Source organism: Vibrio echinoideorum (assembly GCF_024347455.1).
Taxonomy (GTDB): domain Bacteria; phylum Pseudomonadota; class Gammaproteobacteria; order Enterobacterales; family Vibrionaceae; genus Vibrio; species Vibrio echinoideorum.
In genome coordinates this window covers 794,603-821,059 of record NZ_AP025484.1, presented here as the reverse complement: position 1 = coordinate 821,059, position 26,457 = coordinate 794,603, and the positions used below count along the sequence as shown (strand labels likewise).

Sequence of the window (26,457 nt, the reverse complement as noted above, 5' to 3'; positions counted from 1 at the left end):
GGATGTTTATGTTACAAATATCTAACTCTGTTTCAATTCAAGACTGGGAAATCCAATTAACTGCGATCAGAGCACAAGGAGCTGGCGGTCAAAACGTCAATAAAGTATCGAGCGCGATACACTTACGTTTTGATATTAACCACTCCACACTACCTGATTTCTATAAAGAAAAACTGTTAGCGCACAAAGATAGCCGCATCACCAAAGATGGCGTAATTATCATTAAAGCTCAACAGTATAGGAATCAGGAACAAAACCGAGACGATGCATTAGTGCGTTTGAAAGAATTGATCTTGGAAGCGACAAAGGTACAAAAAGCGCGTCGAGCAACTAAGCCGACACGCGGTTCTCAAAAAAGGCGTTTAGAAGGCAAGAAGCAAAGAAGCACAACCAAACAACTTCGTGGAAGAGTCAGCTAATCCTTTCATGCGATCCTTGAACGTATCTCCCGTGAAACATCAACTGTAACTTTAACTCTACAAGCACGACCCACCCTTTATAGTCGGTGTGATGCGCAAAACAGATTGAGTCCGAAAGCCTGCTTAATGTTGCTATTGTCGACGAAACCTAACTAATGCTGCTTTTTGACCGACAAGATCAGCTTTATTAAGAGCATCCTTTCTTCGCTGCTTAATAATCGACTGACCGCAGCCACATCTTCGGCTGTCGCTTGAGATGCACCAACAATATCAAGAACAACGTCCAAATCAGTCACTTTTAACGTTCTCGTGATTGAGCGGTACTGCGACATTTTGATATCGGCTTCACCGCGTTCGATACGTTGATACGTTTTCAAACTCATTCCTGCACTCGAAGCTAATTTTTCTTGCGATAAATTGCCTTGCTTCCTGCGCTCAATTAACGCCATCACGATGGGTTCTTGGGACATAAGCTTCTCCTCATTAGACAGTTATGTCCTAAATTCAGCAAGAAGCAGACCATATTGACTCGCCACACTTTACATACGCCACCAACGGCATATTATCCGGCCTATAAAAAACGTTACGTTTCATAAACCTTCACACATAAATCAGTCATGAACGTACAGGCTAATAAACTTGAACATCAAGTGTTAGGAATAAGAAAAATTGCAAATTGCGAATAAGAAACACGTCAAGTTGGAAATTGCGAGTCATTTTAAATTGGCATTTCCTTGCATAAAACAAGCTTTGAAATCAGAGAGTACTCGCAATGAAATAGCAGCAGTACAACATAGGCTACTAACCTATAAAGAAGTGTTGTTACACGGAAACATGCTAGAAGATAAAGAACTTAAGCAAGCTTTTTCGGCGTTGAATCAAAGCGAAAAAGAGGTAGCGCAAGGTGGCATCAAAAGCATCAATGATGCGATAAAAGAGATGGATGAGATTCTAGAAAGGTACAGCCGTAAAGTAATTGTAGAACTAAGCGAGTAAATGACTAAACAACTAAACCTGCAGACATAAAAAAGTCGACGCTATCGTTCGATACAGCGTCGACTTGTTCAAAACATTGAAGTTCTAACGTAACACGGCTTTTCTAAGACCCGCGAACAACATCAGCATACCTAGCAAACCAAATGACACACTGCCACCGCTGCTTGAACCTGATGAACTAGTACCGGCGTAAGCCGTGCGTTTGGCATCAGTAGAAACAAACTTAGCGGTTTCATTTCCAGCAACCACACTATCAATCCAACTCTCATAATTATAGATTTCAGTGAATACTGATGTGACGGTAACGCCCTCAGTAATGTTGCCACCACCACACGTTTCAGGACCAAAACTTGTAATACCTACTTGTTTATAATCAGTACCATCTTTCCAGTAAACAGGCCCACCAGAGTCACCCTGACAAGTACCGCCATATAAGCTAGAGAAAACGCTATAGTCACCAATAAAGCATATTTGATTATCAGTTAGGTTCGAACCTGAAAAAAATGCAGCTGCACATGTCGTGTTATCGACATAGTTTAGCGATGCTTTTTGTAATAAAGTAGTAGCATCGACACCAGATTCAGTATCTCCATGTCCCACAGCCGTAAAAGCCTGTAAAGAACTTCGATAAGTTTCGTCGTCGGGGCGTTTCACAACATCATTAACTGAATCTATATTGAGCGCGCTTTCAAGTTTTAAAATTGCTACGTCATTACGCAACAAATCGTTCAAGCTATTAGAATAATCGCTAGGATAGAACACCTCTGAGACTCGGATTTTTTCAATGCTTCCTTTTGGGAATTGAGAAGTGTCTTGTAGTTGAGGGACTACGACAGTAAATAGCTGAGCGTTTTCATCACCATAAATACAGTGTGCAGCCGTTAAAATATGCGTTGGATCTAAAATTGTCGCTCCGCAGTATGGGCCCGTCGAGTACACGCCATCATAATCAATTCGATCGATGAACAAGCTAGCCATTGAAGGGAATTCCGTTACTGAAGCGTTACTACCATTCACGATATAAGGTGTGACACCCGTGTCAGGAGTACTTTCGGCCGCATTTTCCGTCGCCATAACACTTGATGTATAAATTAATGGCGCTAAAAGCCCCAAAACGGCTTTACGAACCGGACTGATTGTGTGGTTCACATTCATAGATAACTCCTTGTAACCCTTACCACTTATACACAAAATTGATATTTCGCCACCATAGCATGCCATAACCATCAGTATAGTAAGTATTTATAACGAAATGGTCACAGATTTCACTATTTAAGCTGAATGTGAAACCAAGTTGAACGATATCGATACGACTCAGGTAACAAAAAAGCCCATTGTCTAATTTCTCAATCCAGAGAAAAAACAATAGGCTTTCGTTAGGTTTGGTATTTTCTCTTAGGAGAGATTAGCCACGGTAGTAACGTTGAGGTACGAATGGCATTTTTTCTACTGTCATAGGTAATTTCTTACCACGAACTTCAGCGAATAATTCAGTGCCAATTACCGCTAAGTCAGTACGAACATAAGCCATAGAAACGGGCTTACCAGCGTTAGGACCCGCAGTACCGCTTGTTACTACGCCAATCTTGTTATCTTCAGCATCAAACAATTCAGCGCCTTCGCGTACTGGCGCTTTAGTTTGACCAATTAGGCCAACACGCTTGCGTTGAACATCTTTAGTCACAAGTTGCTCAAGAATAATATCAGCGCCAGGGAAACCACCTGCACGTTCGCCGTCAGTACGACGAACTTTTTGAATTCCCCATAGAAGGCTAGCTTCTACTGGTGTTGTCGTTGTGTCTAGGTCATGACCGTATAGACATAGACCACATTCAAGACGAAGTGAGTCACGAGCACCAAGGCCGATCCACTCTACTTCTGCTTCTGATGTTAGTTTACGAGCAAGTGCTTCAGCGTGATCGTTAGGTACTGAAATCTCGTAGCCATCTTCACCTGTGTAGCCACTGCGGCTCACGATGCATTCAACACCATCGATATCCACTTTTTGAACATCCATGAACAGCATGTCTGCAACACTTGGTTGGAAACGAGCTAAAACTTCAGACGCTTTAGGGCCTTGAAGTGCTAATAGAGCGCGATCATCAATCACTTCCATTTCTACGTCAGCTGGAAGGTGCGCAGTTAGGTGGTCGATATCTTGTGTTTTACAAGCCGCGTTTACAACAACAAACAGGTGATCGCCTAGGTTTGCAACCATTAGGTCATCCATAATGCCGCCCTGCTCGTTAGTAAAGAACGCATAGCGCTGCTTACCAGAAGGAAGGTCAATAATATCTACAGGAACCAAAGATTCTAAGACAGCTGCTGCGTTTGCGCCATGAAGACGAAGTTGCCCCATGTGAGAAACATCAAAAAGACCGGCAGCATCACGAGTGTGTAAGTGCTCTTTCTTTACACCTAGTGGATACTGAACTGGCATATCGTAGCCAGCGAAAGGAACCATTTTCGCACCCTCTTCAACGTGAAGTGCATGCAGTGGTGTTGTAAGTAGGTCTTGATTAGCGTGTTCTTGAGTCATTTTCTTCTCCATGAAGCGTTGCAGGCTTTTCAAATCGAGTCTGCCGCTTATATCTCTATTTAGAGTCGCTTCTAACGATAAGTCTCATCATTAGTCACCTCAGCGTATTCGCGTTAGTCACCTTGACGTCTTAACTTTAGAAACAGTAGATAGTAAAAAGTGATGTCTTTTATATAGGCTTATATCGTTAGCTTGATAAATCAGGTTAGCTGTACAAAAGCTCTACAAGTCACTTTCTAAGAATTCACTTCAGTAAACTTCAATCAACATGAGTAAACCGTGTTCACTATAATAAACAAGCATGAGTCAGTTTTACACCCTTAACAATAGTAAAACAGTTCAAAATGTGACATTTAACAATTTAAAAACAATTTTTCGATGCATACAAAAACGCGATATTGATGATTATCACATCAATATCGCGTCTTTTGAACAACGTTAGAAACAAAAGCAAACGGTTGCATTCACTATAAGAAATTCCAACTTTGTTAATTTATTTTGCTGTCACCCACAAAATGAGCGCGTCTTCTGCGCTGGTCGAGATAAGCATGTGACCCATATTGGCATCGTAATACATGCTATCACCTTCACTCATTGGCACAGGTTCATAGAATTCTGAGTAGAACATCACATCACCAGAGATGATCATCAAAAACTCTTCACCGTCGTGACGTACCCAATCGTTATACTCTTCAAAAGTACGCGCTCTCACGCGGCTCTTAAACGGCATCATCTTCTTATTAGAAAGCTCTGTTGCAAGCAGTTCATGCTCGTACGTTGGGGTTGGGTGAGGTTTACCTTGGCCAGCCTTAGTTAAGTCACGACGCCCTGTTGCGACCTTTTTCCTTGGTGGCTCAAACAGTTGGGGCATATTTATTTGTAAGCCCATCGCTAGTTTTTGCATAGCCTGAAAGGTTGGCGAGATTTGCTCATTCTCAATTTTGCTGAGCGTAGAGCGAGCCAAACCTGTTCTTTGGCTAGCTTCTTCTAACGTAATCCCAAGCTTGCTGCGTATATCTTTAATGCGCTGGCCAAGCCTCAGAGGTTCAATATTCTGGTCTAACGTTTCTTTCGCTAACGTTAAAGATGGGTACTCATCATAAATGTCTTCTGACATAGGTCCCTCATTATATTTTTACATCCTGTCTATTCATTTCATTGTTGCATGAAGCGCTTTGTTGATTAAAGAGCACACACAGAAATAAAGCGTGCTCCCCGTAGCAAAACAAGAAAAGTTGTTTCCTATTGGAAATTTTTGTTGAAAATTGATTTTATCGGAGCTATGTTATCGACTTGTTAGATGAAGAGATGCTACTTCAGCTTGCAGCAAATGATAGATTTAACATTTGTAAGAGCTGTTTTTTACCCGAACTTTTGGGAAACAATTCGTGCTGCATTGACCCTACAACGATCGCTTAGACGCTGTAAGAGTATATTTATAACGCAATTCACGTTTATCTATACCTATATAGCGCAAACGATACCAATGCAGAAATCAACGTAAGACCTAATGGACTATAAAAACAATCACCATTAGCTTAATGAAAGGTCTCGATAATGAACGCTTACCAAAACCATAGCTTAGACAGCTTTTTCTCTACGAACCTATCTGCGACTGACGACGCAGTATTTGCTGGAATCCAAGCAGAGAACACTCGTCAAAACGAACAAATCGAACTTATTGCTTCTGAGAACATTGTTTCTAAAGCAGTAATGCAAGCTCAAGGCACTTGCCTAACCAACAAATACGCAGAAGGTTACCCTGGTCGTCGTTACTACGGTGGCTGTGAGCACGTAGATACCGTTGAAGCTATCGCTATAGAACGCGCAAAGCAACTATTCAAATGTGGCTACGTTAACGTTCAACCTCACTCAGGCGCTCAAGCAAACGGTGCAGTTAAACTTGCTCTGCTTCAACCTGGCGACACTATTTTGGGTATGTCTCTTGACGCTGGTGGTCACCTTACACACGGTGCACGCCCTGCAATGTCTGGTAAATGGTTCAATGCCGTTCAATATGGCGTAGACCGCGATACTCTAGAAATCGATTACGAAGCAGTTCGTACTTTAGCTATCGAAAGCCAACCTAAAATGATTATTGCTGGTGGTAGTGCTATCCCACGCGTTATTGATTTCGCTAAGTTCCGCGAAATTGCTGACGAAGTTGGCGCTATCCTAATGGTCGATATGGCACACATCGCGGGTCTTATCGCGACAGGTGCTCACCCGAGCCCACTACCACACGCACACGTTGTAACCACAACAACGCACAAAACACTTCGTGGCCCACGCGGCGGCATGATTCTGACTAACCACGAAGACATCAACAAAAAGATTAACTCTGCAGTGTTCCCAGGCCTACAAGGCGGCCCACTAATGCACGTTATCGCAGCGAAAGCAGTCGCGTTTGGCGAAGCTCTTGGCCCAGAATTTAATACTTATATTGATTCAGTGATCGATAACGCAAAAGTTCTCGCTGAAGTGTTGCAAACTCGCGGTTGTGACATTGTGACAGGCGGAACAGACACGCACCTAATGCTGGTTGACCTTCGCCCTAAAGGCTTGAAAGGTAACGTAACAGAAGAAGCGTTAGAGCGTGCAGGGATCACATGTAACAAAAATGGCATACCATTCGATACAGAGAAGCCTATGATTACTTCTGGTATCCGTTTAGGCACGCCAGCTGGAACCACTCGTGGTTTTGGCACTGAAGAATTCAAACTTATCGGTGAATGGATCGGCGATGTACTTGATGGCTTAGTTGAAAGCCCTGAAGGCAATGCTGAAGTTGAGCAACGTGTTCGCAAGCAAGTTAAAGAGCTTTGCAAGCGCTTCCCTCTTTACCGTTAAACCGTTTTTAAGATTTAAATTAAAACCTCATAAATTTTTGGAGAATAAGCAATGGACAATACACTAAAGTTTGCAGACAGCCACGAGTGGGTAAAAGACAACGGTGACGGTACTGTAACTATCGGTATTTCTGAGCACGCTCAAGAGCTACTAGGTGACGTTGTGTTTGTTGACCTGCCTGACACTGGAGACGAAATTGAAGCTGGCGAAAGCTTCTCTCTCGTTGAGTCAGTGAAAGCAGCTTCTGATATCTACGCACCAATCTCTGGCGAAATCGTAGAAATCAACGAAGAATTAGAAGATAGCCCAGAGTTAATTAACGAAGAATCTTATGAAGGTGGTTGGATTGTTAAAGTGAAGATGTCTGATGCGTCTGAACTAAACAACCTTAAAGATGCGGAAGAATACCTAAGCTCTGTAGAAGAAGACTAATAGGTAACCTCATTACGATAAAGCTGCTCTTGTGAGCAGCTTAATTTTAGGGGCTAGCTCACGGCTCCAGAGAGAAAGTAGAACATATCATGACTGAATTACTTCAAAGCCAATTACTGAAAGACTTGGGTACTCAAAACGAGTTTGTTGCTCGTCATAACGGCCCTAATAAAGCAGACCAGCAAAAAATGCTTGAAGCGATCAACGCGACTAGCTTAGACGCACTGATCGACGAAACGGTTCCTGCACAAATCCGTCTTGAAAAACCAATGACACTTGCCGCGCCACTGAGCGAAATGGACATGCTGACCTCTCTTAAAGAGATCGCTAACCTAAACCAAGTGAAACGTACTTTCATTGGCCAAGGCTACTACAACACATTCACTCCAAACGTTATTCTACGTAACGTTTTAGAGAACCCAGGCTGGTACACAGCTTACACACCATACCAACCAGAGATTTCTCAAGGTCGTCTTGAAGCTCTACTCAATTACCAACAAATGGTAATGGATCTAACAGGTATGGAAATCGCGAACGCATCCCTTCTTGATGAAGCGACAGCGGCTGGCGAAGCGATGACACTGTGTAAACGTGCTGGTAAAAGCAAGAGCAAAGTATTCTTCGTTGCTGACGATGTTCACCCTCAAACACTAGAAGTTGTTAAAACTCGTGCTGAGTACATCGGTTTTGAAGTAATGGTTGGCGCTCTTGAAACACTGCCAGAGCAAGACGTATTTGGTGCGCTTCTTCAATACCCTAGTACTACGGGTGAAGTTCGTGACCTAACAGACATCATTGCGAAAGCTCAAGCTAACAAAACACTGGTTACAGTTGCAACTGACCTACTTGCTTCTGCTCTACTTAAGCCTGCGGGCGAAATGGGCGCAGACGTAGTAATCGGTTCAGCGCAACGTTTCGGCGTTCCTATGGGTTACGGTGGTCCACACGCTGCATTCATGGGTACTCGTGAAAAGCATAAGCGTACAATGCCAGGTCGTGTAATCGGTGTATCTATCGATACTCACGGTAACCAAGCGCTACGTATGGCAATGCAAACTCGTGAGCAACACATCCGCCGCGAGAAAGCGACATCGAACATCTGTACAGCTCAAGCACTTCTAGCAAACATGGCGTCTTTCTACGCGGTTTACCACGGTGCAGAAGGCCTACGTACTATTGCTCGTCGTACACACCACATGACAGCTATCCTAGCGGCTGGCCTGACTAAAGCGGGTTACGAGCTAACGAACAACAGCTTCTTTGATACTATTACGCTGAACACAGAAGACAAGACAGATGCACTGTACGCGAAAGCGCAAGCAGCAGACATCAACCTTCGTCGACTTGTTGGTAAAATCGGTATCAGCTTAGATGAAACAACAACGATCGACGACGTGAACGCACTGTTCGCAATCTTCGACGTGAAAGAAGACATTCAAGCACTATCTTCTGACATTGCATCAAACGAGTTTGCAGCAATTCCAGAAAACTGCCGTCGTGAATCAGAGTTCCTAACTCACCCAGTATTCAACACGCACCACAGCGAAACGCAAATGATGCGTTACCTAAAACAGCTTGAGAACAAAGACTTCTCACTAACGCACGGCATGATCCCACTGGGCAGCTGTACGATGAAGCTGAACGCTGCTGCTGAGATGATTCCAGTAACATGGCCTGAGTTTGGTTCAATTCACCCATTCGCACCTCTTGATCAAGCAGCGGGTTACACAGCGCTAGCGAAAGATCTTAAAGAGAAGCTATGTGAAATCACTGGTTATGACGATTTCTCACTACAGCCTAACTCTGGTGCATCTGGCGAATACGCGGGTCTAATCGCAATTCAACGTTACCACGCAAGCCGCGGTGAAGCTCACCGTAACGTTTGTCTGATTCCAAGCTCTGCGCACGGTACTAACCCTGCAACAGCATCAATGGTTTCAATGAAGGTAGTGGTTGTTAAGTGTGATGAAGATGGCAACATCGACATGACAGACCTAGCAGCGAAAATCGAGAAGCACAAAGAAAACCTATCAAGCATCATGATCACTTATCCTTCTACGCACGGCGTATACGAAGAGCAAGTGAAAGAAGTGTGTGAACAAGTACACGCAGCGGGCGGTCAGGTTTACCTAGACGGCGCGAACATGAACGCTCAAGTAGGCCTAACTTCACCTGGCTTCATCGGTTCAGACGTATCTCACTTGAACCTACACAAAACATTCTGTATCCCACACGGTGGTGGCGGTCCGGGTATGGGTCCTATCGGTGTTAAATCGCACCTAGCACCTTTCCTACCAGGTCACATCGAAAACGGTGTACAAGGTTCAGACTACGCGGTATCAGCAGCAGATCTAGGTAGTGCTTCAATCCTACCTATCTCTTGGGCTTACATCGCAATGATGGGCGAACCTGGCCTAACAGACGCAACGAAAGTAGCGATTCTGAACGCGAACTACGTGATGGAAAAACTACGTCCTCACTACCCTGTTCTTTACCGTGGCACTAACGGCCGCGTAGCGCACGAATGTATTATCGATATTCGTCCGCTTAAAGAAGACACAGGTATCAGCGAAGAAGATATTGCTAAGCGTCTAATGGACTTCGGTTTCCACGCGCCGACTATGTCTTTCCCAGTAGCGGGCACATTAATGGTAGAGCCAACTGAATCAGAAGATTTAGAAGAGCTAGACCGTTTCTGTGAAGCGATGATCGCAATCCGTCACGAAATGGCAGCAGTGAAAGCGGGTGAATGGCCACTAGACAACAACCCTCTAGTGAACGCACCGCACACACAAGTTGACCTTTCAGGCGCAGAATGGGATCGCCCTTACTCTCGCGAACTGGCTTGCTTCCCATCGAAAGCAACGAAGAACTCGAAGTACTGGCCAACAGTTAACCGTGTAGACAACGTATACGGCGACCGTAACCTAATCTGTTCTTGCCCAAGCATCGATAACTACGAAGACTAATTTTTGTAGATTTTAGATAAACAAAAGCGAACCACTTGGTTCGCTTTTTTGTTTTTCGGGTTCCAGATTATATGACTAATAAAGCATTGACCTTACCGTAAGGGAAAGGTTTAAGGTGAAATGAAGCCAACGATGAATTAGGAAACGATTATGGGATGTTGCAACAAAGCGCCAAAAGGTGGTGCCCCTTTGGGTTTGCTTCTGAAGGTCACGCTTGGGATTGGGCTTTTGGTGTTTCTGCTGGCTTTGTGGCAATAAATTTGAGCTGAGCCCTTAAGGGATGCTTTCGACAGTGCCTTAGAGACAACCAAAAACAGAACTAGTATGTAATATTTGTGTGCCTTATCTTTAACCGGGTCTGCAAAATATAATCATGTTTCATTCTTCAACCCCAATTAAACAATGCTCTCCATGTTGAGGAAGAGAGTGAATTCCACCAATTCGCTTTAAGTCGCATGCGGATAATGAGGGTTCAACCTGCGAATAACAGCACTGCATACACAGAATTTCAGGCTGCGCACAGATAGAAGAAATGATTACCTGATCACTTGTCGTGCATGATGAAAAAGGTTTTTGTTCCCATGCAAAAGAACCAGTGCAAAAAAAAGCAACCTGTGCCGGTTTGCCGCATTTCTCGCAAAACCCACGTAATTTTCGAAAGGTCTCTTTCAGAGCAATTAAATCTTCTTTTCTTTCCCCTTGTTTATTATCGTGAAGGGCAAACTCTTCAAATTCACGCAATGGAGTTGGAAGGTATTGATAGAGACCTTTTCTTTTGTATTCAAAGTCGGGGTAGAAGACAACCAATCGCGCTTGTGACGTAGTGAATGACTTTCGATATTCCAATAATAAATGTTCTCGACATAAGGCCTGTCTTTGATATCCATACCATGAAAACCACAGAAATTTTTTAGGCACTTTGACACAAAAATCAGTAACACTTTTTTCTCGGCACTTAAGACAAGTCATAGACACATCCTCCAATCATTCCCGTAGGGTCGCTTTTACACAATCAAACAGAATAGGAAAACTATACTGTTTAAGTACAGACCTAAGTATCATAAAGAGTTAAACCCACCGGGTCATTAAAGATTTTAATTATGGCAATAGGTTAAGGCCACTCACAGAAAACCTGTTAATGCGGCGGACACACTAGATGTCATCTAACGAATAGACACCGCAGTCGCGCAAAGTCATCAGAGCCACGACGTATGCGAATCGTCGATAAGTATGCAGAATGTAGAGCAGCAGTCAAACCCATCAACATAAGTTTAGCGGTTGTTTGACAACCAGGGGAACCCATGTAGCCGTGTTAAGTAGTGAGCAACACAGGCTACAGAACTAAACCCATTGCGCCGTAAACACTAAACTTGATTTAAACTAAAAATGCCGAGCGTTGCGAATTCCTCTCAAACGCTTTGTATGGCTTTGGTAGGTGCCTTTCGGGTCATGCCCCCACCTTGCAAAAATATAAAAAGGCATAATTAAAAAAACCATAAAAACACCCGAAGTTAAACAACTTAGAAAAATCTCTGGCATAAGCTCAATGACTTTGTTTATGTTCTCTTCTGGTAGTTTCCCTTTAGCTCCCAGTATCGCAATAACCAAGCTAGCAGGTCTATAGCCCACCCATACTAAAAACCAAGAACATGCCGATACAGGTAAAAGGAATAATAATGGTTTTAAATGCCGATGAGGTAAGACGAAGAACAATAATGAGATCGCAAATATGACCGTTAAAAATGCTGTCCAAGAATGGATTCTCATATCTTGAAACCAGAAATGTTCTTTGATGTACATTAAGAGAACCAGCGCACCTAGTATGCTTACGAACAAAAACTTTCCGGCTTCTTTCGTGGTTTCAAACCGAACCAATATATACGCAACAACACACCAGAATATGCTAATACAAACAATGACATCTACTTCTAAGGAGAAGAATCTCGGAGTCGAACTATTGGTCAATATTAAAACACCGATAATTACTCCTAGTAGTAAACACACTATTGCGAATCTCACTAAAAGCCAAACCAATTTTATCATGAGTACCTCGTTCCATGAGATGGCTAACAGTTCTTAGACCGAAAAAATTCTGCATTTAAATCCAGAATCTTTCTATCTATTCTCTATGCCATCAATTGTACTAGTCTTTGTCTTTCCATAACAATCACTTATACCGCAACGTTAGTGATTAGCGTGGCAAATATAGAATTTAACTGACTCGCATGATTCCCACAAAATCATGAACTTACGCGCGTTAAACCCGTATTGTAGCCATCAGAACCTATCCGTACCTCGAAGCAAGTGAAACTCTATAAACCCAAAGCTTAACCCTATACGGTAAGGTGTTTATATTGTCGCCCGCCCAACGGGGCACATCCTAAAATGCACACCGGCCATCCTGCCATCATTCGTGTATTTATATTGGTGTTGTGAACTTCCATGCTAACGAAATTTCGTCCTTTTACTCGTGAATCGGGTGCGCTTATGCATCTTTCGATTCCAATCATTTTGACTCAAATTGCTACCCAAGCGATGGGATTTGTCGACACGACAATGGCTGGCCAAGTAAGCCCTGCTGACCTCGCCGCTATTGCACTGGGCACTAGCCTTTGGATTCCTGTGTTGCTGTTACTGCGTGGTGTGATTATGGCATTAACGCCTGTTGTCGCTTACCACCGCGGTTCACGTGACTTTCAAAGTATCTCTGTTGAATTCTTCCAGATGGTTTGGTTGGCATTAATTGCCAGTGTATTACTCATCGCTTATTTGGTGAGTGCTAAACCGATCTTAGAATGGATTGGGGTTGCCGCTGAGATCATCCCTATCGGCAGCGATTATGCGTTTGCCCTAGCCTTTGGTGTGCCGGGTATTGCTCTGTTCTACACCTTGAACGGCTTCTGTGAGGGTATGAACAACACCAAAGTGCCGATGATCATTTCTGTGGTTGGTTTGTTGGTGAATATTCCTGTTAACTACGTGCTTATCTACGGAAAGTTCGGCTTCCCTGAAATGGGCGCTGTAGGTTGTGGTTGGGCAACAAGTTTGGTGTATTGGTTAATGTCGGGAATGCTGTATTCCTACATTAAAGGTCACCACCACTACAAAACCATCATCAACTTTTCAGATGCAAAACCAAAAGCTAAAGAGATGCTTCACCTTCTAAGATTAGGTTTACCTATCGGGATGAACATCGCGGTATGTGGCAGTATCTTTGCGGTAATCGCTCTGATGATTGGTCGTATTGGTGCAGAGAACGTGGCAGCGGCGCAAATTGCTCTGAATATATCGAGCCTGACTTACGTGATTCCAATGAGTATCTCATTTGGCATTACAATTCGTGTTGGGCATGCACTAGGCGAGAAAGATGAACTAGGCGCAATTGAACGCAGCAAAGTCGGTATCTTAGTTGCAGCATTAATCTCGCTTCTTTCAGTAGCGATGTTCTTACTGTTCCCTGAGTGGATCATTAGGCTTTACACCACCGACCCTACAATAAGCGCTACAGCAGCGGTATTGTTGACCTTTACGGCGATGTACCAATTCAGCGATGCATTACAAACATCGGCTAACGGTGCATTACGTGGCTATAAAGACACTAAGATCCCAATGATCTTAGCCATCGCTTCATATTGGGGCTTGGCACTACCATTAGGTATGGTGTTGGGCTTAACAGACCACATTGTTCCTGCAATGGGTGAAGAAGGCTTTTGGATTGGTATCCAAACGGGCTTGAGCGTTTCAGCGACGCTCATGTTAATTCGCTTGCGATACGTGATTAAGAAACGTGACTTGCCACCAGCAAGTGCGGCAATAGCAAACTAAGATTGACCGATAAGCTAATACAAAAAAGCGCGTTACTACCAACCGGTAATAACGCGCTTTTTTATTCGAAGTCTAAAAATCAGTTAAAGGGTTCGGTTTAACAATTGTTGTTAACAATACGAACTGTACACTCACATCCTTCATCAGGACATTGGCTACCATTAGTTCGGCCAAAAGAGTCATAAAGAACAAAGCAACCTTGGCGTTGCTCTAGGTCAGCGTCTGTTATATTCGTACTATCTAGTTCTGCTTGAGTAAAGTCATAATCATACCCGACCACAGTGTGTCGATTACCGAGTTCTGAAGTTAAGCTATCATCATCCGACAAAGTTAGGAAGTGGAGCATATTTAACGCATCTCCTGATTCACCTTTACTTTCAGGGCAAAGGGTTCCCCAGTCGACTTCAACACTACCAATACCAAAATCGATTACGTAGTTGCTCTGATCACCTGGGTTTGTTGCGTCCGGATTAAGCCCAACGATAATGGCCTTAGACGTAACTTGCGTGATTACCCCTTCCATTGCACCTGCAACACCTTCAAGCACCGCTTCTCTCGCTGACTCTTGGATATTAAGAAACCTCGGAGCTGCTGTCACAGCTAAAACACCGAGTATCACGATAACAATGATTAATTCCATTAACGTAAAGCCGTTTTTCTTCATAACACCCACATCAACTGACAACTACAGATACAATTACTGAATGAATTATTAATAACTATACATCGTGATGAGATGCGGAACACCTTATGTGTCGCGTCAGAGTTGTTGTTTAATCGATTTTTAGACCTTGCGCATGGGAGGATAAAAATTAGCGCCTTGTTGTCGTTGTCTTATTTGATCGCGTTGTTCTAAATAGGCCAAATTGTCACAATTTTACACTGCAGGTACATTCTTCATTTCTGCTGCTTTCAATCGTTGTATCTGCATCGGCATGTCGCAAAAAAATAGCGCTCATGTATGACATAAGCGCTATTAAATAACTGGAGGCTCAACACATCTCTCAAAGAGGTATGTTGGGCAATCTAGATTTTAAATGAACCGACATAACGATCGAGAACTTGTGATAACTCTGCCAGCTGCTGGCTTGATTGCTCTAATTTCTCACTTGCGCTCAAACCGTTTTTGACTGAGCTATTAACCGTATCCATGTTCATATTAATTTCATTCGCTACCGCTGACTGCTGCTCCGTTGCCGTTGCGACTTGCGTATTAATATCAAGAATAGCCAAAACTTGCGTGGAAATTTTTTCCAAAGCTTGGCGAGCCATTTCAGTTTCAGTCGTACCCTCTTCAATTAAGCTCTTACTATTACTCATCGAACTAACAGCGTTCTTAGCTTCGGTTTGAAGTTGGTTGATCATAGTGTCAATTTCATCGGTAGACTGCGCGGTTTTTGTCGCTAGGTTACGAACTTCGTCAGCAACAACCGCAAAGCCTCGGCCAGCCTCACCAGCACGCGCAGCTTCAATTGCAGCATTAAGTGCCAGCAAGTTCGTTTGCTCAGAGATACCTCGAATAACATCAAGAATAGTACCGATCGACTGGGTATTATCAGCAAGGCTAACAATGATGTCAGAAGCACTATTCATTTCGGCTTCAAGGTTCGAAATTGAAGTCGTGGTCTTCTCAATCGTCTTATGACCTTCTTGAGTTTCACTCGCTGCCATGTTTGCCGCACTTGCAGCACCAGCTGCGCTAGATGCAATTTCATTAACCGTGGCAATCATTTCATTCATAGACGTCACGACCAACATGGTTTGTTCGTTCTGTTCTTGCCCTCTTTGCAACGCTTGCTGCGACTGTTCACGAAGCCCAATAGCGGTCTTATTTAATTCGACACCCGTATTCACTGTTTGCGTAATTATCTCGTGGACCTTGCCAACGAACACATTGAAAGCCGATGAGATTTGAGCAACTTCGTCATTCCCTTTGATTGGCAAACGTACTGATAGATCACCATCACCTTCAGAAATATCATGCAATGTATTTTTCAATACCAAGAGAGGTTGCATCAGTTTGCTAAGAAGAAGTGATAGAACAACGAGACAAACCACAAAAATGAAAACCATTGAAGCGAGCTGGTAGCTAATAATGCCATTCGTTGCTTGGCTAACCTCTGTGATAGGGATACCGATATCAAAAGTACCGTACAGCTCACCGTTGACGTAGATAGGTGCCATGATGTCAAACACCCACACTTGTTGAACATCAGCGTACCATTTTGAATACTGTTGTACGCCTTTGGTCGCGCCTTTAACGGTATAGCTATCTTCATAAACTTTATTCAGTTTATTTTTGTCGCTGTGAGCAATAGCACTTACGTTACTATCAATAACAATCGCATAAGTGACATCAGATCGCTGTTTCAGCTCGCCCACCAGCTTTTGTAAATCTTGAACTGGATTGTCCGAATTCTCTAAGATATACCCAGCATTCCCAGCCAAAAATTCAGCTTGAACTTGAGATTTGTTCAATATTATCTCATCAATTTTTTCGCTTGAAATGAAATAAGTTGACGCCATACTCGCAGCGACGGCAGTGCCAAACATAATAAAAACGGCAAATAGGATTGTTTTCTTCATTTAGGTTGTCTCGACGCAAGTTTGTTAAAAGTTCTCTAAAGGTTTCAAAAAGCGAAACCAAAGCTCGCACGTTTTATCTCGTGTTAGAGCTCGCCTCTATTCCTTTATCTGTAAAAAGCCCGATAACTTTAGCTGAAGAATATAAAAAAACATATATTGGTCACATTTATGCAACACGTAAAATCATTCAATAAAGGTCAATTAACTGGAAATCAAGTAGTTGGAGTTCAGGTTAGAAGAAAAAAATGTCGATGAACAAATAAGTGCAAGAACACCAATTAAAGTAGCGTCGGTTCAAGTCGAAATATCAAATCTAATCACATAGACAGCCCAACAAGAGCCTTCTTTGGTTCGCTGCGATACAAAAACACTCTTCCCATTAATCGACTTCTAACAAAGACGTCACCCATTTTTGTAGCGGATCATCGTTATACCTTGGGTGCCATGCGGCTATCACATCAAAACTCTCGGGTGATTGTTCCATTGGAATAGTCACCAAGTTCAGCCCTTCGATTGCCCTTGATGGTAAGAAAGCAATAGAGTCTGTGGTGTTTAAATACATAGGTACGATAGAGAAACACGGTGCAGATACCACCACGTTACGCTTTAACCCAAACTGACCGAACCATTCATCAATCGACCCTTTGAAGTTTGGACGCGATGGTGAAGCAATAATGGTTGGATAGGTCGCCACCTCCTCTAATGAAGGCGTGATCTGTGCTATTGAAGAATGAGGTGATGCAACACACACATGGTGCTCTTCAAACAGCGTGATTACTTTGTAGCTGCTTGGAATGTAGTCCGGAAACGCGATCGCTAAGTTAACCTTGCCGCTTTCCATTAGCTCGTGCAGGTTGTCGATTTCGAAGTCACGCACAATCAGCTTTAACTCTGGTGCTTGTGCCCTTAGCTTTGAAATTAAGCTTGGTAAGATGATCTGCTGGGCATAATCCGTCGCCGCAATCACAAACGTCCCTTTAGCTTTCTCTGGTACGAAATTTGTTCTAGATAACAACAAATTGAAATCGATCAGTAAACGATCAACACCAACAGATAACTCTTGTGCGAAAGTGGTCGGAACAAAGCCGTTGGTTTTTCTCACAAACAGCCTATCGTCGAACACTTCTCGCAGCTTCTTCAAATGCTCACTAACCGCTTGCTGGGTCAGCCCCAATTGATTCGCAGCTTTAGACGCGTTCTCTTCACGGATTAAAGCTTGGAAAACTCTAAGTTGCTTTATGTCTAATCGGTCTAGTTTGCTCACACGCACTCGCTTCGGTGAAGTTGGATTCCATGTCAGTGTAACACTCAACAAGTAAAACCAGTAACACTCACAACTAAGGTTTGTTTCTACTTGTTTGGCTATTTGGTTAAAGTTCTTCCATCGAAACGAAACATATACAGATCGGAGAACAACATGAAAACAATCATTCTAATTGGCGCACGTGGCAAGATGGGTCAAGCAGCATTAATGGGCTTAGGGAATCATAACGTTATCACTGCGGGTCGCTCTGGCGATGTAGACCATATTGTTGACATCACTGACCCACAATCAATTGAGGCGCTTTACAAGAAAGTGGGACACTTTGATGCTGTTGTGAACACCGTCGGCCTTTGCGAATACAATACCTTTGCAGATATGACTGAAGAACAGTGGATGACTACGGTAATGAGCAAAATGATGGGACAAATTAACCTTGTTCGTATCGGCCAAAATTACATCGCTGACGGTGGTTCATTTACGCTGATTAGTGGCATATTGAACGTTAAACCAATCCCTTTCGCTATTGCAGACGCAACCACCAGCGGCGCAATTGATACATTCGTAAAGTGTGTCGCTTATGAAATGCCAAGAAACACACGTATCAATGTAATCAACCCAACGGTTCTTGCTGAAGCATGGGATGTTTACGGTGAAATGATGCCAGGCTTTGAACCCGTCCCAAGTAAACTCGTGGGTAAAGCATTTGAGCGTTCTGTCGATTGCTTCATTACCGGTGAAGTGATTTTTGTAGATGCTTAGATTTAGCAAATGAACCGTGTTTATAAGCGCTAGCTTTTTATACGAATAGTTTTTACAAGCACATAGTCCATTTCTCTCTAACAAAAAAGGCGAGCCATTCGGTTCGCCTTCTTGTTTAAAGAGTCGTGCTTAAAGAGTCGTGTTTATCGATTTATCGCCAAATATGAGCCAGCAGCAATCATTATTCCACCTGCACTTTGATTTAACCTTTTATGTGCGCGTGGCGTTTTAAGTAAACTGGCCATTCTGCCCGCGCCCATTGCAATTAGCATTAAACCAGACATCAGCGCAACAGCCGCCAGAACAGAAACCAAGACGATGTCTTGTGAGCGCAAAACAGTCAGGTCAATGAACGTCGGCAAAAATGAAATATAAAAGAGAATCACTTTAGGGTTTGATGCTGAGATCAAAAAGCCTTGCGCGAAACTGGCGAGTTCCGACTTCTGACTTTGTTTGGCAGCGAGCTCAGCTGAGCCTTGCACTTCCGGTAGGCTCTTAAACATCTTGTAGCCTAAGTAAATCAAATAAGCTGCACCAACGTAGCGAATTACCTCAAAAGCAAACGACCAGTTCTCAGCAATCGTCGCGAGACCAAAACAGGCAAGCGCAAGATAGATAAGATCACTGCATATCATCCCTAACGAGAGAGTGATGCACTTTCGCCAACCGTTAACCATGCCACGAGCTAAAATGGCAAACACGCCAGGCCCTGGAGTAATACCAAATATAAACATGGCAATAAAGAATGTAATCGCACCTTCTAATGACATTGGACTGTCCTTATCTATAACCCAACATAATTGATCATGAACGTATCATGGAGCTTCGATTCGGGTAAAGAACGTTTTTGACTAAGCACGTTTAACACAACTCATGTTTTGAATAAGTGTCACACGTAATTTCCCCGCTAAACCTAACCTAACCTAACCTAAGCCTAACCTAAGCCTAAAACTGAAACTGAAACTGAAACTGAAACTAAGCGTTTTTCGTTAAGACATAAAAAAGGCGAACCTAGTGGCTCGCCTTTGAAAAATATTGATTACAAATCAACGTAACAAGATTAGTTCGCTATTGGTGACAACAACTCTGGGTTTACAACTATGTTTCTCACACCATGTGCGTGATCTTCGTTGAAGTCATTGCCTTCACACCAACTGCCAACCGTCGCAATGTTTACTTTCGCTACTTGTGGTCTCACGCTCCATGTTACTTGGAACGGTGAACCTTATTCATTGTAGCCAGGGCCCGTTGTAGAGCCTGCGTATTGAATCGCTGAGCCCGTATTTTGTGGAATGTTCGGGGCTTGGTTTAAACCGTTGACTTTAGAGTGTTTCGCTAATGCTTCGAAGTCGAGAGCTTTGTCGTCATTAACTAATACATAGACTTGAGTTTCAACACGCAATTGTGGATTGGTAATCGCATCGTTAAAACAAGCGCCCAATGTTTCACCCGGTTCAACTTGCGCCGTTGAATACACGTAATGCACCTCAATAGTATCTCCCGAGTGAAGAGAACCATGATCACTTGGACAAACCTTTTGATCGAATGGATTAAGTTCAGCCGCACTTAGCTTACCTGTGTATTTGAAACCACTTTGGAAGCCCTTTCCATCACCATTGCCAGCGTATTGAGTAAACTCACCCCCTTTATGCTCGGCGTTCTTGTGAAAGTGAATATTACATAAGTTCATTGCTGTTGAATCTGGCGCATCCGAAAACAGGCGGGCGTTAGTTCCCTTTAAAGAGTCCAAATCTCGTGGGGCTTGGGGGCCAAAACCTTTCCCTTGAGTATTTTCAGAAAGGTTCGCTCTTTGTTCGGCGATAACTCCATCTGAAACAGCTTCATGATTCGCGCTAGATGCATTTGCTTGAGCCGATAACATGACCATCGCAACGCTTAAAAACACACTCTTGTTCTTCATATCTCTTCCCTAGAATATTGATAACTTAATCTAAACATCGAACTTCACAACAAACATATTACTATGCTCCAAAGTGAATATAAGACATTGTCTTAGCAAGATTAGATTTCATTGCTTACTTTTGGGTAAGAGTATTAAAAGCCTTGATGCATATAACAAGTCGAATACAGTAAATACGACTAGTCCCTTCCAGAACGAGAAAATTCCTACTTTAGTTGACTGTGTTTTGACTTAATCAGATAGAGCTGTGGATATTGAACAACAAACATAATAGCCAACAGAACGATGAGTTAATTAGGCTGCGATATAAAAAAGGCGAACCACTTAGCTCGCCTTCATCGCTTCATTACAAAGTTTAGCTTGGAGTTCGCCCCCAACTTGCTTATCCATGGCCCGTCGCAAATATCCCGAAGGTCAGAATGTTCAATCTGTCTGTCACACCCTCTAACGATTTAATGACCTTCTTGGTTGGTTCATTATTTTGCAAGAAATAGTTTCCTATGCCCTTTTCACTATCGTGCTCATCGGCCGCGTGTTTTGCCGTTATTTGAGAGGTTTCGGTTGATGTAAGCTCTGTCTTAGCGTGTGTATTCGAATCTTCATTTGAGCCAGACGATGTATTTATATCTAAAGTCGTATTTGGTTCTAGGTTCGCTTTGGAATTTGGGAGCACATTAGAATCATCGTTGCCACCAGCCTCATATAAAGGCTCATCACCCGTTTTAGCATTTGCGTCAGTACCGGAGTTTGTTTCTGTACTAATGTCTAGATTGGTCTCTTCCTCTACACTTTTAGATACAGTGTCTTCGTTACTTAATGTCTTATCATCAAGTTGATTGTTGCTCGTTGTAGAACAAGCCGTCAAAAGAAATAGGCTAACGATGAATGTGATTAAATTTTTCAGCATAGGGATTAGAGTTTGAATTAATAAAACATTGTTCGATTGTAGTTTATTTGCCTTTCAACATCCAGCATCTATTGGCTCTAAAGGCAGTTGGTGTGCTATTAACTTTCTATTAAACGGTCTGGTATTTTGCTCTCGCCAACATCTAATAATTGGATATTTCAATCAGGTTCCCATCAGGGTCTCGAACATAGACAGAAACGATTTTACCCGTTGCACCTGTTCGCGGTACTGGTCCCTCTTCTATCACGACTCCTTGCACTTGGATATGCTCAATAACATCAATCATGGGCGTCTTGGTAATAAAGCAGAGATCGGCACTGCCAGCTTGCACGCACTCAGCCTTTGGCTCGAACTCATTACCTCTTTGATGAAGATTAATCTTTTGATTACCAAACGATAAAGCCAAACGCCCTTCACCGAATTGGATTGGCTTCATACCTAACACGTTTTGATAAAAATCCACCGTCACGGATAAGTCTTGAACGGTTAATACCAAATGGTCTAAATGGTTAATTTCCAATTTAATCATCCTTATCTCGTCGTTACTAAATGTTGAATATTCAATGCTGAATAACGCTAAGTTACATACTCTAATGTTGGGTTTGCTAACACAAGATAAGCGTACACCTTCACTTCTCACTTTGAACGAATAAAGGGAGCACAGACTGCGCTCCCTTCTCATCGGTTTTAGCTAACTTGAATCACTTTAAGTCGTTTTAACTAGTCACAAGTACCTTCAAATACCCAGTACCAATAATTGTTGAACGGGTCGGCTCCCCAGTTATCCGCAGACGCTGAGAATCTATTGCCATAATATTGAATTGCTGTGCCTGCGGGGTAATAGTAATTTGGGTTCCACTCTTGAAGGTTATCGCACAAACCTTGTGGTTGTGGCTCAGGTTGAGGAGCTTCTAGGTCAGCACTCACAGCAACATACGCATCCATCGAACCTTGAGCCCCAGAAGCCATCACGTAAATGTCGGCATCCGTTACACCATTGAGACCACAATATTCTCGGTTACCTTGATTAGTTGACGCACAATCGTAGTCACTCATCGTGGCTGGTCGACCGATTGCAACGTACATGTCTACTTCACCGTACCCATTATAAGTCTGCACCCATACCTCATCGGCTGGTGTGTTTTTGAGAACGAACTGTTGCTGATCCTCGCCGTCACTCAAGATAGGCGTTGGCATATTGATCTCTAGGTCCACAACGTCTGAAGTTGGTGATGGTAATGGTGGATTAGGCTGACCAGAACCACAGTGTTCTACATCAATGCCTACTTCGTTAAAAGCAATCCTTACCGCAGAGGTTTCATAACCAAGATCTTGGGCCGCTTTGCAGACACCGTCAGCACCTTGTTGGAAATCCGAGTTAGGTGTCCAATAAAGTTGGTTAGCGGTCGCGTAGGCCTCAAAAGCTTTCTTAATTCCCCAGTTATTGCTTGTTGATAAATGGTAGAACGCTTTATTGAAAATGCCTGAACTATGGTGAACATCAATGCCGTTGTAGTACTGGTTGACGTGGTCAATAGACACACCATCTTGGCTTGGTTGAATGAAGTAACGCATTGCATCACTATGTTTCATCACATGTTCGCCCATCTTCCAATTGAAGCTACCGTGCACATATTCACTTAATGCTGCTGCTGCCACATCAGAAAAGGATTCATTCATTCCTCCCGACATTCCACGATATTCTAAGCCTGAGTTTTGTTCAGTAAAGCCGTGGCTTACTTCATGGGCGATCACATCCCATGTCGCTAGCGGATACATCGATTGGTTACCATCGCCGAATGTCATTTGACGACCGTCCCAAAATGCGTTCCCATAATTCGAACCATAGTGAACACGCATCGTGAGCTTTTGTTTAATCGGACGTGTATTTAGCCAATCTTGGTACATGTCGAATACACGTTGGCCAAAATAATGAGCGTCATTCATCGGCGCATACGCACCATTCACTGCGCGATAATTGTTTACGTTCACGCCATTATTATCGCTACAGCTAAACTGATGTATCTGCCCAGAGCTTTGCTGATTGTTCATGTTCAGAGTAACGACGTTCTCGCTGTCCATTTGGCAATACGGGTTAACCTGAAAACCGCCATACTGTGTGTTTGAGCCAAAATAATAACGCCCACTTTTTTCGTTACCACCAGGACCTTCAGCCTCAAGAAAAGCGATGCCTTCCCACTGTTCCAATAGCTCACCAGATTTAGCATCCACAAGCGTAATCGGCCTTGAAGGAGCCATCCCGTTAGTCTGTAAGAAATCAATTTTATAGATGAGCCGAGCAGACTGCTGATCATCAAGCCAAATAACAAGCTCAGTGTGAGGGTCACGGATAGTAGCCGCTGCAATACCTTTGTGTTGTGACTTCGCAATATCAACCGCCTGTTTAGCATTAATCATGGGCAGTGTTGAACCAATATCTGACTCAATACCGGTTAACACTTGGCCATCAACAGCTTTTGCCACACCTTGCTTAGAAAGATCAACGACCACAGATTGTCCATAAACAGGAATTCCATAATGGAGCTGCTTCTTACGTAAAAGTGTTGTTGTATTGGTGTTTACTCGGCTTATATCTTGATAAGACAGTGGTTCACTGGCTACTGTAAGCCCTTGTTTTGTATTATTAAATACTTTAGACAAGTCAACCTTCGAATAGTCAACAACATTAGCAGCTTGAGAAGTAAACGCTATTGGGAATAGCATTATTAAATGTGCACTACGCATATGTAACCTTTTATAATTATGTTTTACAAATTCACCAACTTGATGAGCGCATATCTTAACGATAGATATTCCACATATAGAAATAAACCTAGTTGCATACGTGAGCTTAATTCAAAACATAATTACTGGAGCAAGACGAACTGAGACATGCAGTCAAAAAAAGTAAGTAAAATCTGATGGTTAACTGAAGCAATGTAATAAGAAGAACGAGAAAATACGAATTTATCCTCATGTCTTTTATATCCATATACAAAGAACTGAACCCAAAGATTGAACATTATTCGTCGCCTCTTTGGGTTAACGACGACGACGAAAGCGTAGCGTCGACAAATTCAACGGTTTGAATTCCATGATTACCTTCCGAAGAATAACCATGATGAGTGCTTGCTGGTACTTTGGTGAAACGTGTTATTTATCAACCCATATCAGCAATAAACAGATATACTTTGGAATTCAGCGACTTAGTCGTCACGCTTGTTTAGTGTGTAGTTAACTACACTGTCTTCTCCCACAATGAACACCCAAACATTTTCGCCGTCGACAAAGTGAAATTCATTGGTCGACTCACTCGACTCCAATTTCGCAATAAACTCGGACAATGCTGGCTCGTTGATGATAAAGCTCCCTTCTGATGTATTCGCATCCAGATCGTTATTCACTTCAATATTCAAAGTAGGTTTAGGCAGGATGTCGGGTAACCAACCTCTGTCAAACAAGCGTTCTTCTTTGGCTTGTGCATAAGTCGAGTATTCATCGCTGACTACATCTGAACAACCCGACATTAGGGCCAGAGCCGAAAATAAGGCAGGGAGTAAAACGTTAATTTTCATTTAATTACCATCACTTGAAGATAAGGTTTTGAGGTCGTGCTTTACCACATAACCTCAAAGACATTCATAAAAGACATTTTATAAATCAATCGTAATCACCATTCAAATCAATTGACTTTATTTACATCCAAACCAGTCATTGAATACCAAACTCTTGATTACTAAGTCATCGCGCTTTCACTCTCCCGCCGTTTAGCCTGTAACAGGTGCAGTCAATGCTAGATAATATTCAGACCAAAGACGTCTTTTACATCGAACAATACCTTTTGCGTTCTTTCCCTAGAGACTTCGCTACCATTTCGCAAAATATCGATGAGCTGCGCTTTGTCATCCAGTAGCTCAGCTCTTCTTTCACGAATAGGACGAAGCATCTCTTGTAAGCACTCTTCCAATACTTTCTTAGTTTGTCCATCGCCTAGCCCACCTCTTTGATAATGCTCTTTTAGCTGACTGACATAGTTAACGTCTGTGTGAAAAGCATCAAGATAAGTGAACACGATGTTCCCTTCTACCTTGCCTGGGTCTTCAATTCGTAGATGGTTTGGGTCGGTATACATGGATTTAACGGCAGCTCTGATCTCTTTTTCTGTTGCACCAAGATTAATGGCATTGCCCATCGATTTAGACATCTTACTTTTACCATCGGTGCTAGGGAGACGCGAGGCGTTGCTGAGAAGTGGCCTACATTCATTCAAGATTGGTTTGCCAGCGAGCGAATTTAACTTTCGCACGATCTCATTTGTTTGTTCTAACATCGGCAGTTGGTCATCACCGACAGGTACTAAAGTCGCGTTGAACGCGGTGATGTCTGCCGCCTGTGAGATTGGATAAGTGAGGAAGCCTGCTGGAATTGAGCGTCCAAATGCTTTGTTTTGAATCTCGCTTTTGACCGTTGGATTACGTTCCAAACGAGCGATAGAAACAAGATTGCTGTAGAACATGGTGAGCTCAGCTAACACCGGCAACTGTGATTGAAGACAAATAGTAGTATTAAGCGGGTCGATACCCACCGCTAGATAGTCAGCGACTACGTTGAGAATGTTAGAAGAAACCTTCGAGGGGTTATGGGCGTTGTCGGTAAGCCCTTGCATATCAGCGACCAATATCGTTTGGTTGTGCACATGCTGCAAAGAGACTCTTTGTTCGAGAGAACCGACGTAATGGCCTAAATGCAAAGGCCCAGTTGCTCTATCGCCAGTCAGAATGATTTCAGGCTTGTTGGTATTGTTCTTACTGCCAGCGCTATAGTTGCTGACCGCATCGCTGTTGCTATCAATATGGCTGTTTGAATGGGTTTTCATGAGGTATCTCCAAGTTAGAAAGGCTACTGGAGATAAAAAGAGGCGACATTTTTGATGACATTCTTAGCTACCGTCCAGCAGCTAAAGAATGTGAATATTCCGTGCTGCTCTATT

General features: G+C 42.9%; 22 protein-coding genes and 1 pseudogene. 7 read left to right on the top strand and 16 right to left on the bottom strand.

Going from position 1 to position 26,457, the window contains the following annotated elements; all coding sequences use genetic code 11:
• Window positions 1–8: 8 nt before the first annotated feature.
• Entirely contained in the window at window positions 9–419 is a 411-nt protein-coding gene (gene arfB / locus OCV36_RS19900) for an alternative ribosome rescue aminoacyl-tRNA hydrolase ArfB (protein ID WP_135457809.1), read from the top strand.
• 152 nt (window positions 420–571) lie between these two features.
• On the opposite strand, the gene OCV36_RS19895 is transcribed toward arfB, so the two are convergent.
• Entirely contained in the window at window positions 572–889 is a 318-nt protein-coding gene (locus OCV36_RS19895; protein WP_017074370.1) for a helix-turn-helix transcriptional regulator, read from the bottom strand.
• A gap of 199 nt (window positions 890–1,088) precedes the next feature.
• Here OCV36_RS19895 and OCV36_RS19890 point away from each other — a divergent pair, with 199 nt between their 5' ends.
• Window positions 1,089–1,415, top strand: a complete 327-nt coding sequence (locus tag OCV36_RS19890; protein WP_135457807.1) for a hypothetical protein — start codon at window positions 1,089–1,091, stop codon at window positions 1,413–1,415.
• An 84-nt stretch (window positions 1,416–1,499) separates the two neighbouring features.
• Here OCV36_RS19890 and OCV36_RS19885 read toward each other — a convergent pair whose 3' ends face one another.
• From OCV36_RS19885 to OCV36_RS19875, 3 genes are all read right to left on the bottom strand, one after another.
• Window positions 1,500–2,570 (bottom strand): S1 family peptidase, encoded by a 1,071-nt coding sequence (locus tag OCV36_RS19885; protein ID WP_017074372.1) that lies wholly within the window; start codon window positions 2,568–2,570, stop codon window positions 1,500–1,502.
• A 250-nt stretch (window positions 2,571–2,820) separates the two neighbouring features.
• Window positions 2,821–3,954 (bottom strand): glycine cleavage system aminomethyltransferase GcvT, encoded by a 1,134-nt coding sequence (gcvT, locus tag OCV36_RS19880; protein ID WP_029224962.1) that lies wholly within the window; start codon window positions 3,952–3,954, stop codon window positions 2,821–2,823.
• A 493-nt stretch (window positions 3,955–4,447) separates the two neighbouring features.
• Window positions 4,448–5,071, bottom strand: a complete 624-nt coding sequence (locus OCV36_RS19875; protein ID WP_017074374.1) for a helix-turn-helix domain-containing protein — start codon at window positions 5,069–5,071, stop codon at window positions 4,448–4,450.
• A gap of 440 nt (window positions 5,072–5,511) precedes the next feature.
• Between OCV36_RS19875 and OCV36_RS19870 the strand changes: the two genes are divergently transcribed.
• From OCV36_RS19870 to gcvP, 3 genes are all read left to right on the top strand, one after another.
• Window positions 5,512–6,804 (top strand): serine hydroxymethyltransferase, encoded by a 1,293-nt coding sequence (locus tag OCV36_RS19870; RefSeq protein ID WP_135457805.1) that lies wholly within the window; start codon window positions 5,512–5,514, stop codon window positions 6,802–6,804.
• Between the two features lie 51 nt (window positions 6,805–6,855).
• Window positions 6,856–7,236 (top strand): glycine cleavage system protein GcvH, encoded by a 381-nt coding sequence (gene gcvH, locus OCV36_RS19865; protein WP_017074376.1) that lies wholly within the window; start codon window positions 6,856–6,858, stop codon window positions 7,234–7,236.
• Window positions 7,237–7,325: 89 nt separating this feature from the next.
• A complete protein-coding gene (gene gcvP / locus OCV36_RS19860) occupies window positions 7,326–10,205 on the top strand; it encodes an aminomethyl-transferring glycine dehydrogenase (RefSeq protein WP_135457803.1) in 2,880 nt (959 codons plus the stop codon).
• A 378-nt stretch (window positions 10,206–10,583) separates the two neighbouring features.
• On the opposite strand, the gene OCV36_RS19855 is transcribed toward gcvP, so the two are convergent.
• Together OCV36_RS19855 and OCV36_RS19850 are read right to left on the bottom strand one after the other, a co-directional pair.
• Window positions 10,584–11,174: a hypothetical protein gene (locus OCV36_RS19855; RefSeq protein WP_245300936.1), complete on the bottom strand. Its 591-nt coding sequence runs from the start codon at window positions 11,172–11,174 to the stop codon at window positions 10,584–10,586.
• A gap of 411 nt (window positions 11,175–11,585) precedes the next feature.
• Window positions 11,586–12,248, bottom strand: coding sequence for a hypothetical protein (locus OCV36_RS19850; protein ID WP_054546924.1), 663 nt, complete (start codon window positions 12,246–12,248; stop codon window positions 11,586–11,588).
• A gap of 399 nt (window positions 12,249–12,647) precedes the next feature.
• Here OCV36_RS19850 and OCV36_RS19845 point away from each other — a divergent pair, with 399 nt between their 5' ends.
• Entirely contained in the window at window positions 12,648–14,030 is a 1,383-nt protein-coding gene (locus tag OCV36_RS19845; protein ID WP_135457801.1) for an MATE family efflux transporter, read from the top strand.
• A 97-nt stretch (window positions 14,031–14,127) separates the two neighbouring features.
• Here OCV36_RS19845 and OCV36_RS19840 read toward each other — a convergent pair whose 3' ends face one another.
• The 3 genes from OCV36_RS19840 to OCV36_RS19830 all read right to left on the bottom strand — a co-directional run bounded on the left by OCV36_RS19840 (window position 14,128) and on the right by OCV36_RS19830 (window position 17,880).
• Window positions 14,128–14,670 (bottom strand): type II secretion system protein, encoded by a 543-nt coding sequence (locus OCV36_RS19840; RefSeq protein ID WP_210114729.1) that lies wholly within the window; start codon window positions 14,668–14,670, stop codon window positions 14,128–14,130.
• Window positions 14,671–15,056: 386 nt separating this feature from the next.
• Window positions 15,057–16,583 (bottom strand): methyl-accepting chemotaxis protein, encoded by a 1,527-nt coding sequence (locus OCV36_RS19835; RefSeq protein ID WP_210114728.1) that lies wholly within the window; start codon window positions 16,581–16,583, stop codon window positions 15,057–15,059.
• A gap of 412 nt (window positions 16,584–16,995) precedes the next feature.
• Window positions 16,996–17,880 (bottom strand): LysR family transcriptional regulator, encoded by an 885-nt coding sequence (locus OCV36_RS19830; RefSeq protein WP_135457795.1) that lies wholly within the window; start codon window positions 17,878–17,880, stop codon window positions 16,996–16,998.
• Between the two features lie 153 nt (window positions 17,881–18,033).
• Here OCV36_RS19830 and OCV36_RS19825 point away from each other — a divergent pair, with 153 nt between their 5' ends.
• The gene (locus tag OCV36_RS19825) at window positions 18,034–18,639 is read left to right on the top strand and encodes a short chain dehydrogenase (protein WP_135457793.1); all 606 of its coding nucleotides are present in this window, start codon (window positions 18,034–18,036) and stop codon (window positions 18,637–18,639) included.
• 143 nt (window positions 18,640–18,782) lie between these two features.
• Here OCV36_RS19825 and OCV36_RS19820 read toward each other — a convergent pair whose 3' ends face one another.
• The 7 genes and pseudogenes from OCV36_RS19820 to trpS all read right to left on the bottom strand — a co-directional run bounded on the left by OCV36_RS19820 (window position 18,783) and on the right by trpS (window position 26,343).
• On the bottom strand, window positions 18,783–19,409 hold the full coding sequence (locus OCV36_RS19820; protein ID WP_135457791.1) for a LysE family translocator: 627 nt from the start codon (window positions 19,407–19,409) through the stop codon (window positions 18,783–18,785).
• A gap of 290 nt (window positions 19,410–19,699) precedes the next feature.
• Window positions 19,700–20,560, bottom strand: a pseudogene (locus OCV36_RS19815) (delta-class carbonic anhydrase).
• A gap of 382 nt (window positions 20,561–20,942) precedes the next feature.
• Entirely contained in the window at window positions 20,943–21,467 is a 525-nt protein-coding gene (locus OCV36_RS19810) for a hypothetical protein (protein ID WP_135457789.1), read from the bottom strand.
• A 142-nt stretch (window positions 21,468–21,609) separates the two neighbouring features.
• Window positions 21,610–21,987: a VOC family protein gene (locus OCV36_RS19805; protein ID WP_135457787.1), complete on the bottom strand. Its 378-nt coding sequence runs from the start codon at window positions 21,985–21,987 to the stop codon at window positions 21,610–21,612.
• A gap of 200 nt (window positions 21,988–22,187) precedes the next feature.
• Window positions 22,188–24,212 carry a M4 family metallopeptidase gene (locus tag OCV36_RS19800; protein ID WP_135457785.1) on the bottom strand — a complete coding sequence of 675 codons (2,025 nt, stop codon included), beginning with the start codon at window positions 24,210–24,212 and terminating at the stop codon, window positions 22,188–22,190.
• A gap of 461 nt (window positions 24,213–24,673) precedes the next feature.
• Window positions 24,674–25,042, bottom strand: a complete 369-nt coding sequence (locus tag OCV36_RS19795) for a hypothetical protein (protein ID WP_135457784.1) — start codon at window positions 25,040–25,042, stop codon at window positions 24,674–24,676.
• Window positions 25,043–25,260: 218 nt separating this feature from the next.
• Window positions 25,261–26,343: a tryptophan--tRNA ligase gene (gene trpS / locus OCV36_RS19790; RefSeq protein WP_135457782.1), complete on the bottom strand. Its 1,083-nt coding sequence runs from the start codon at window positions 26,341–26,343 to the stop codon at window positions 25,261–25,263.
• Between the last annotated feature and the right edge of the window lie 114 nt (window positions 26,344–26,457).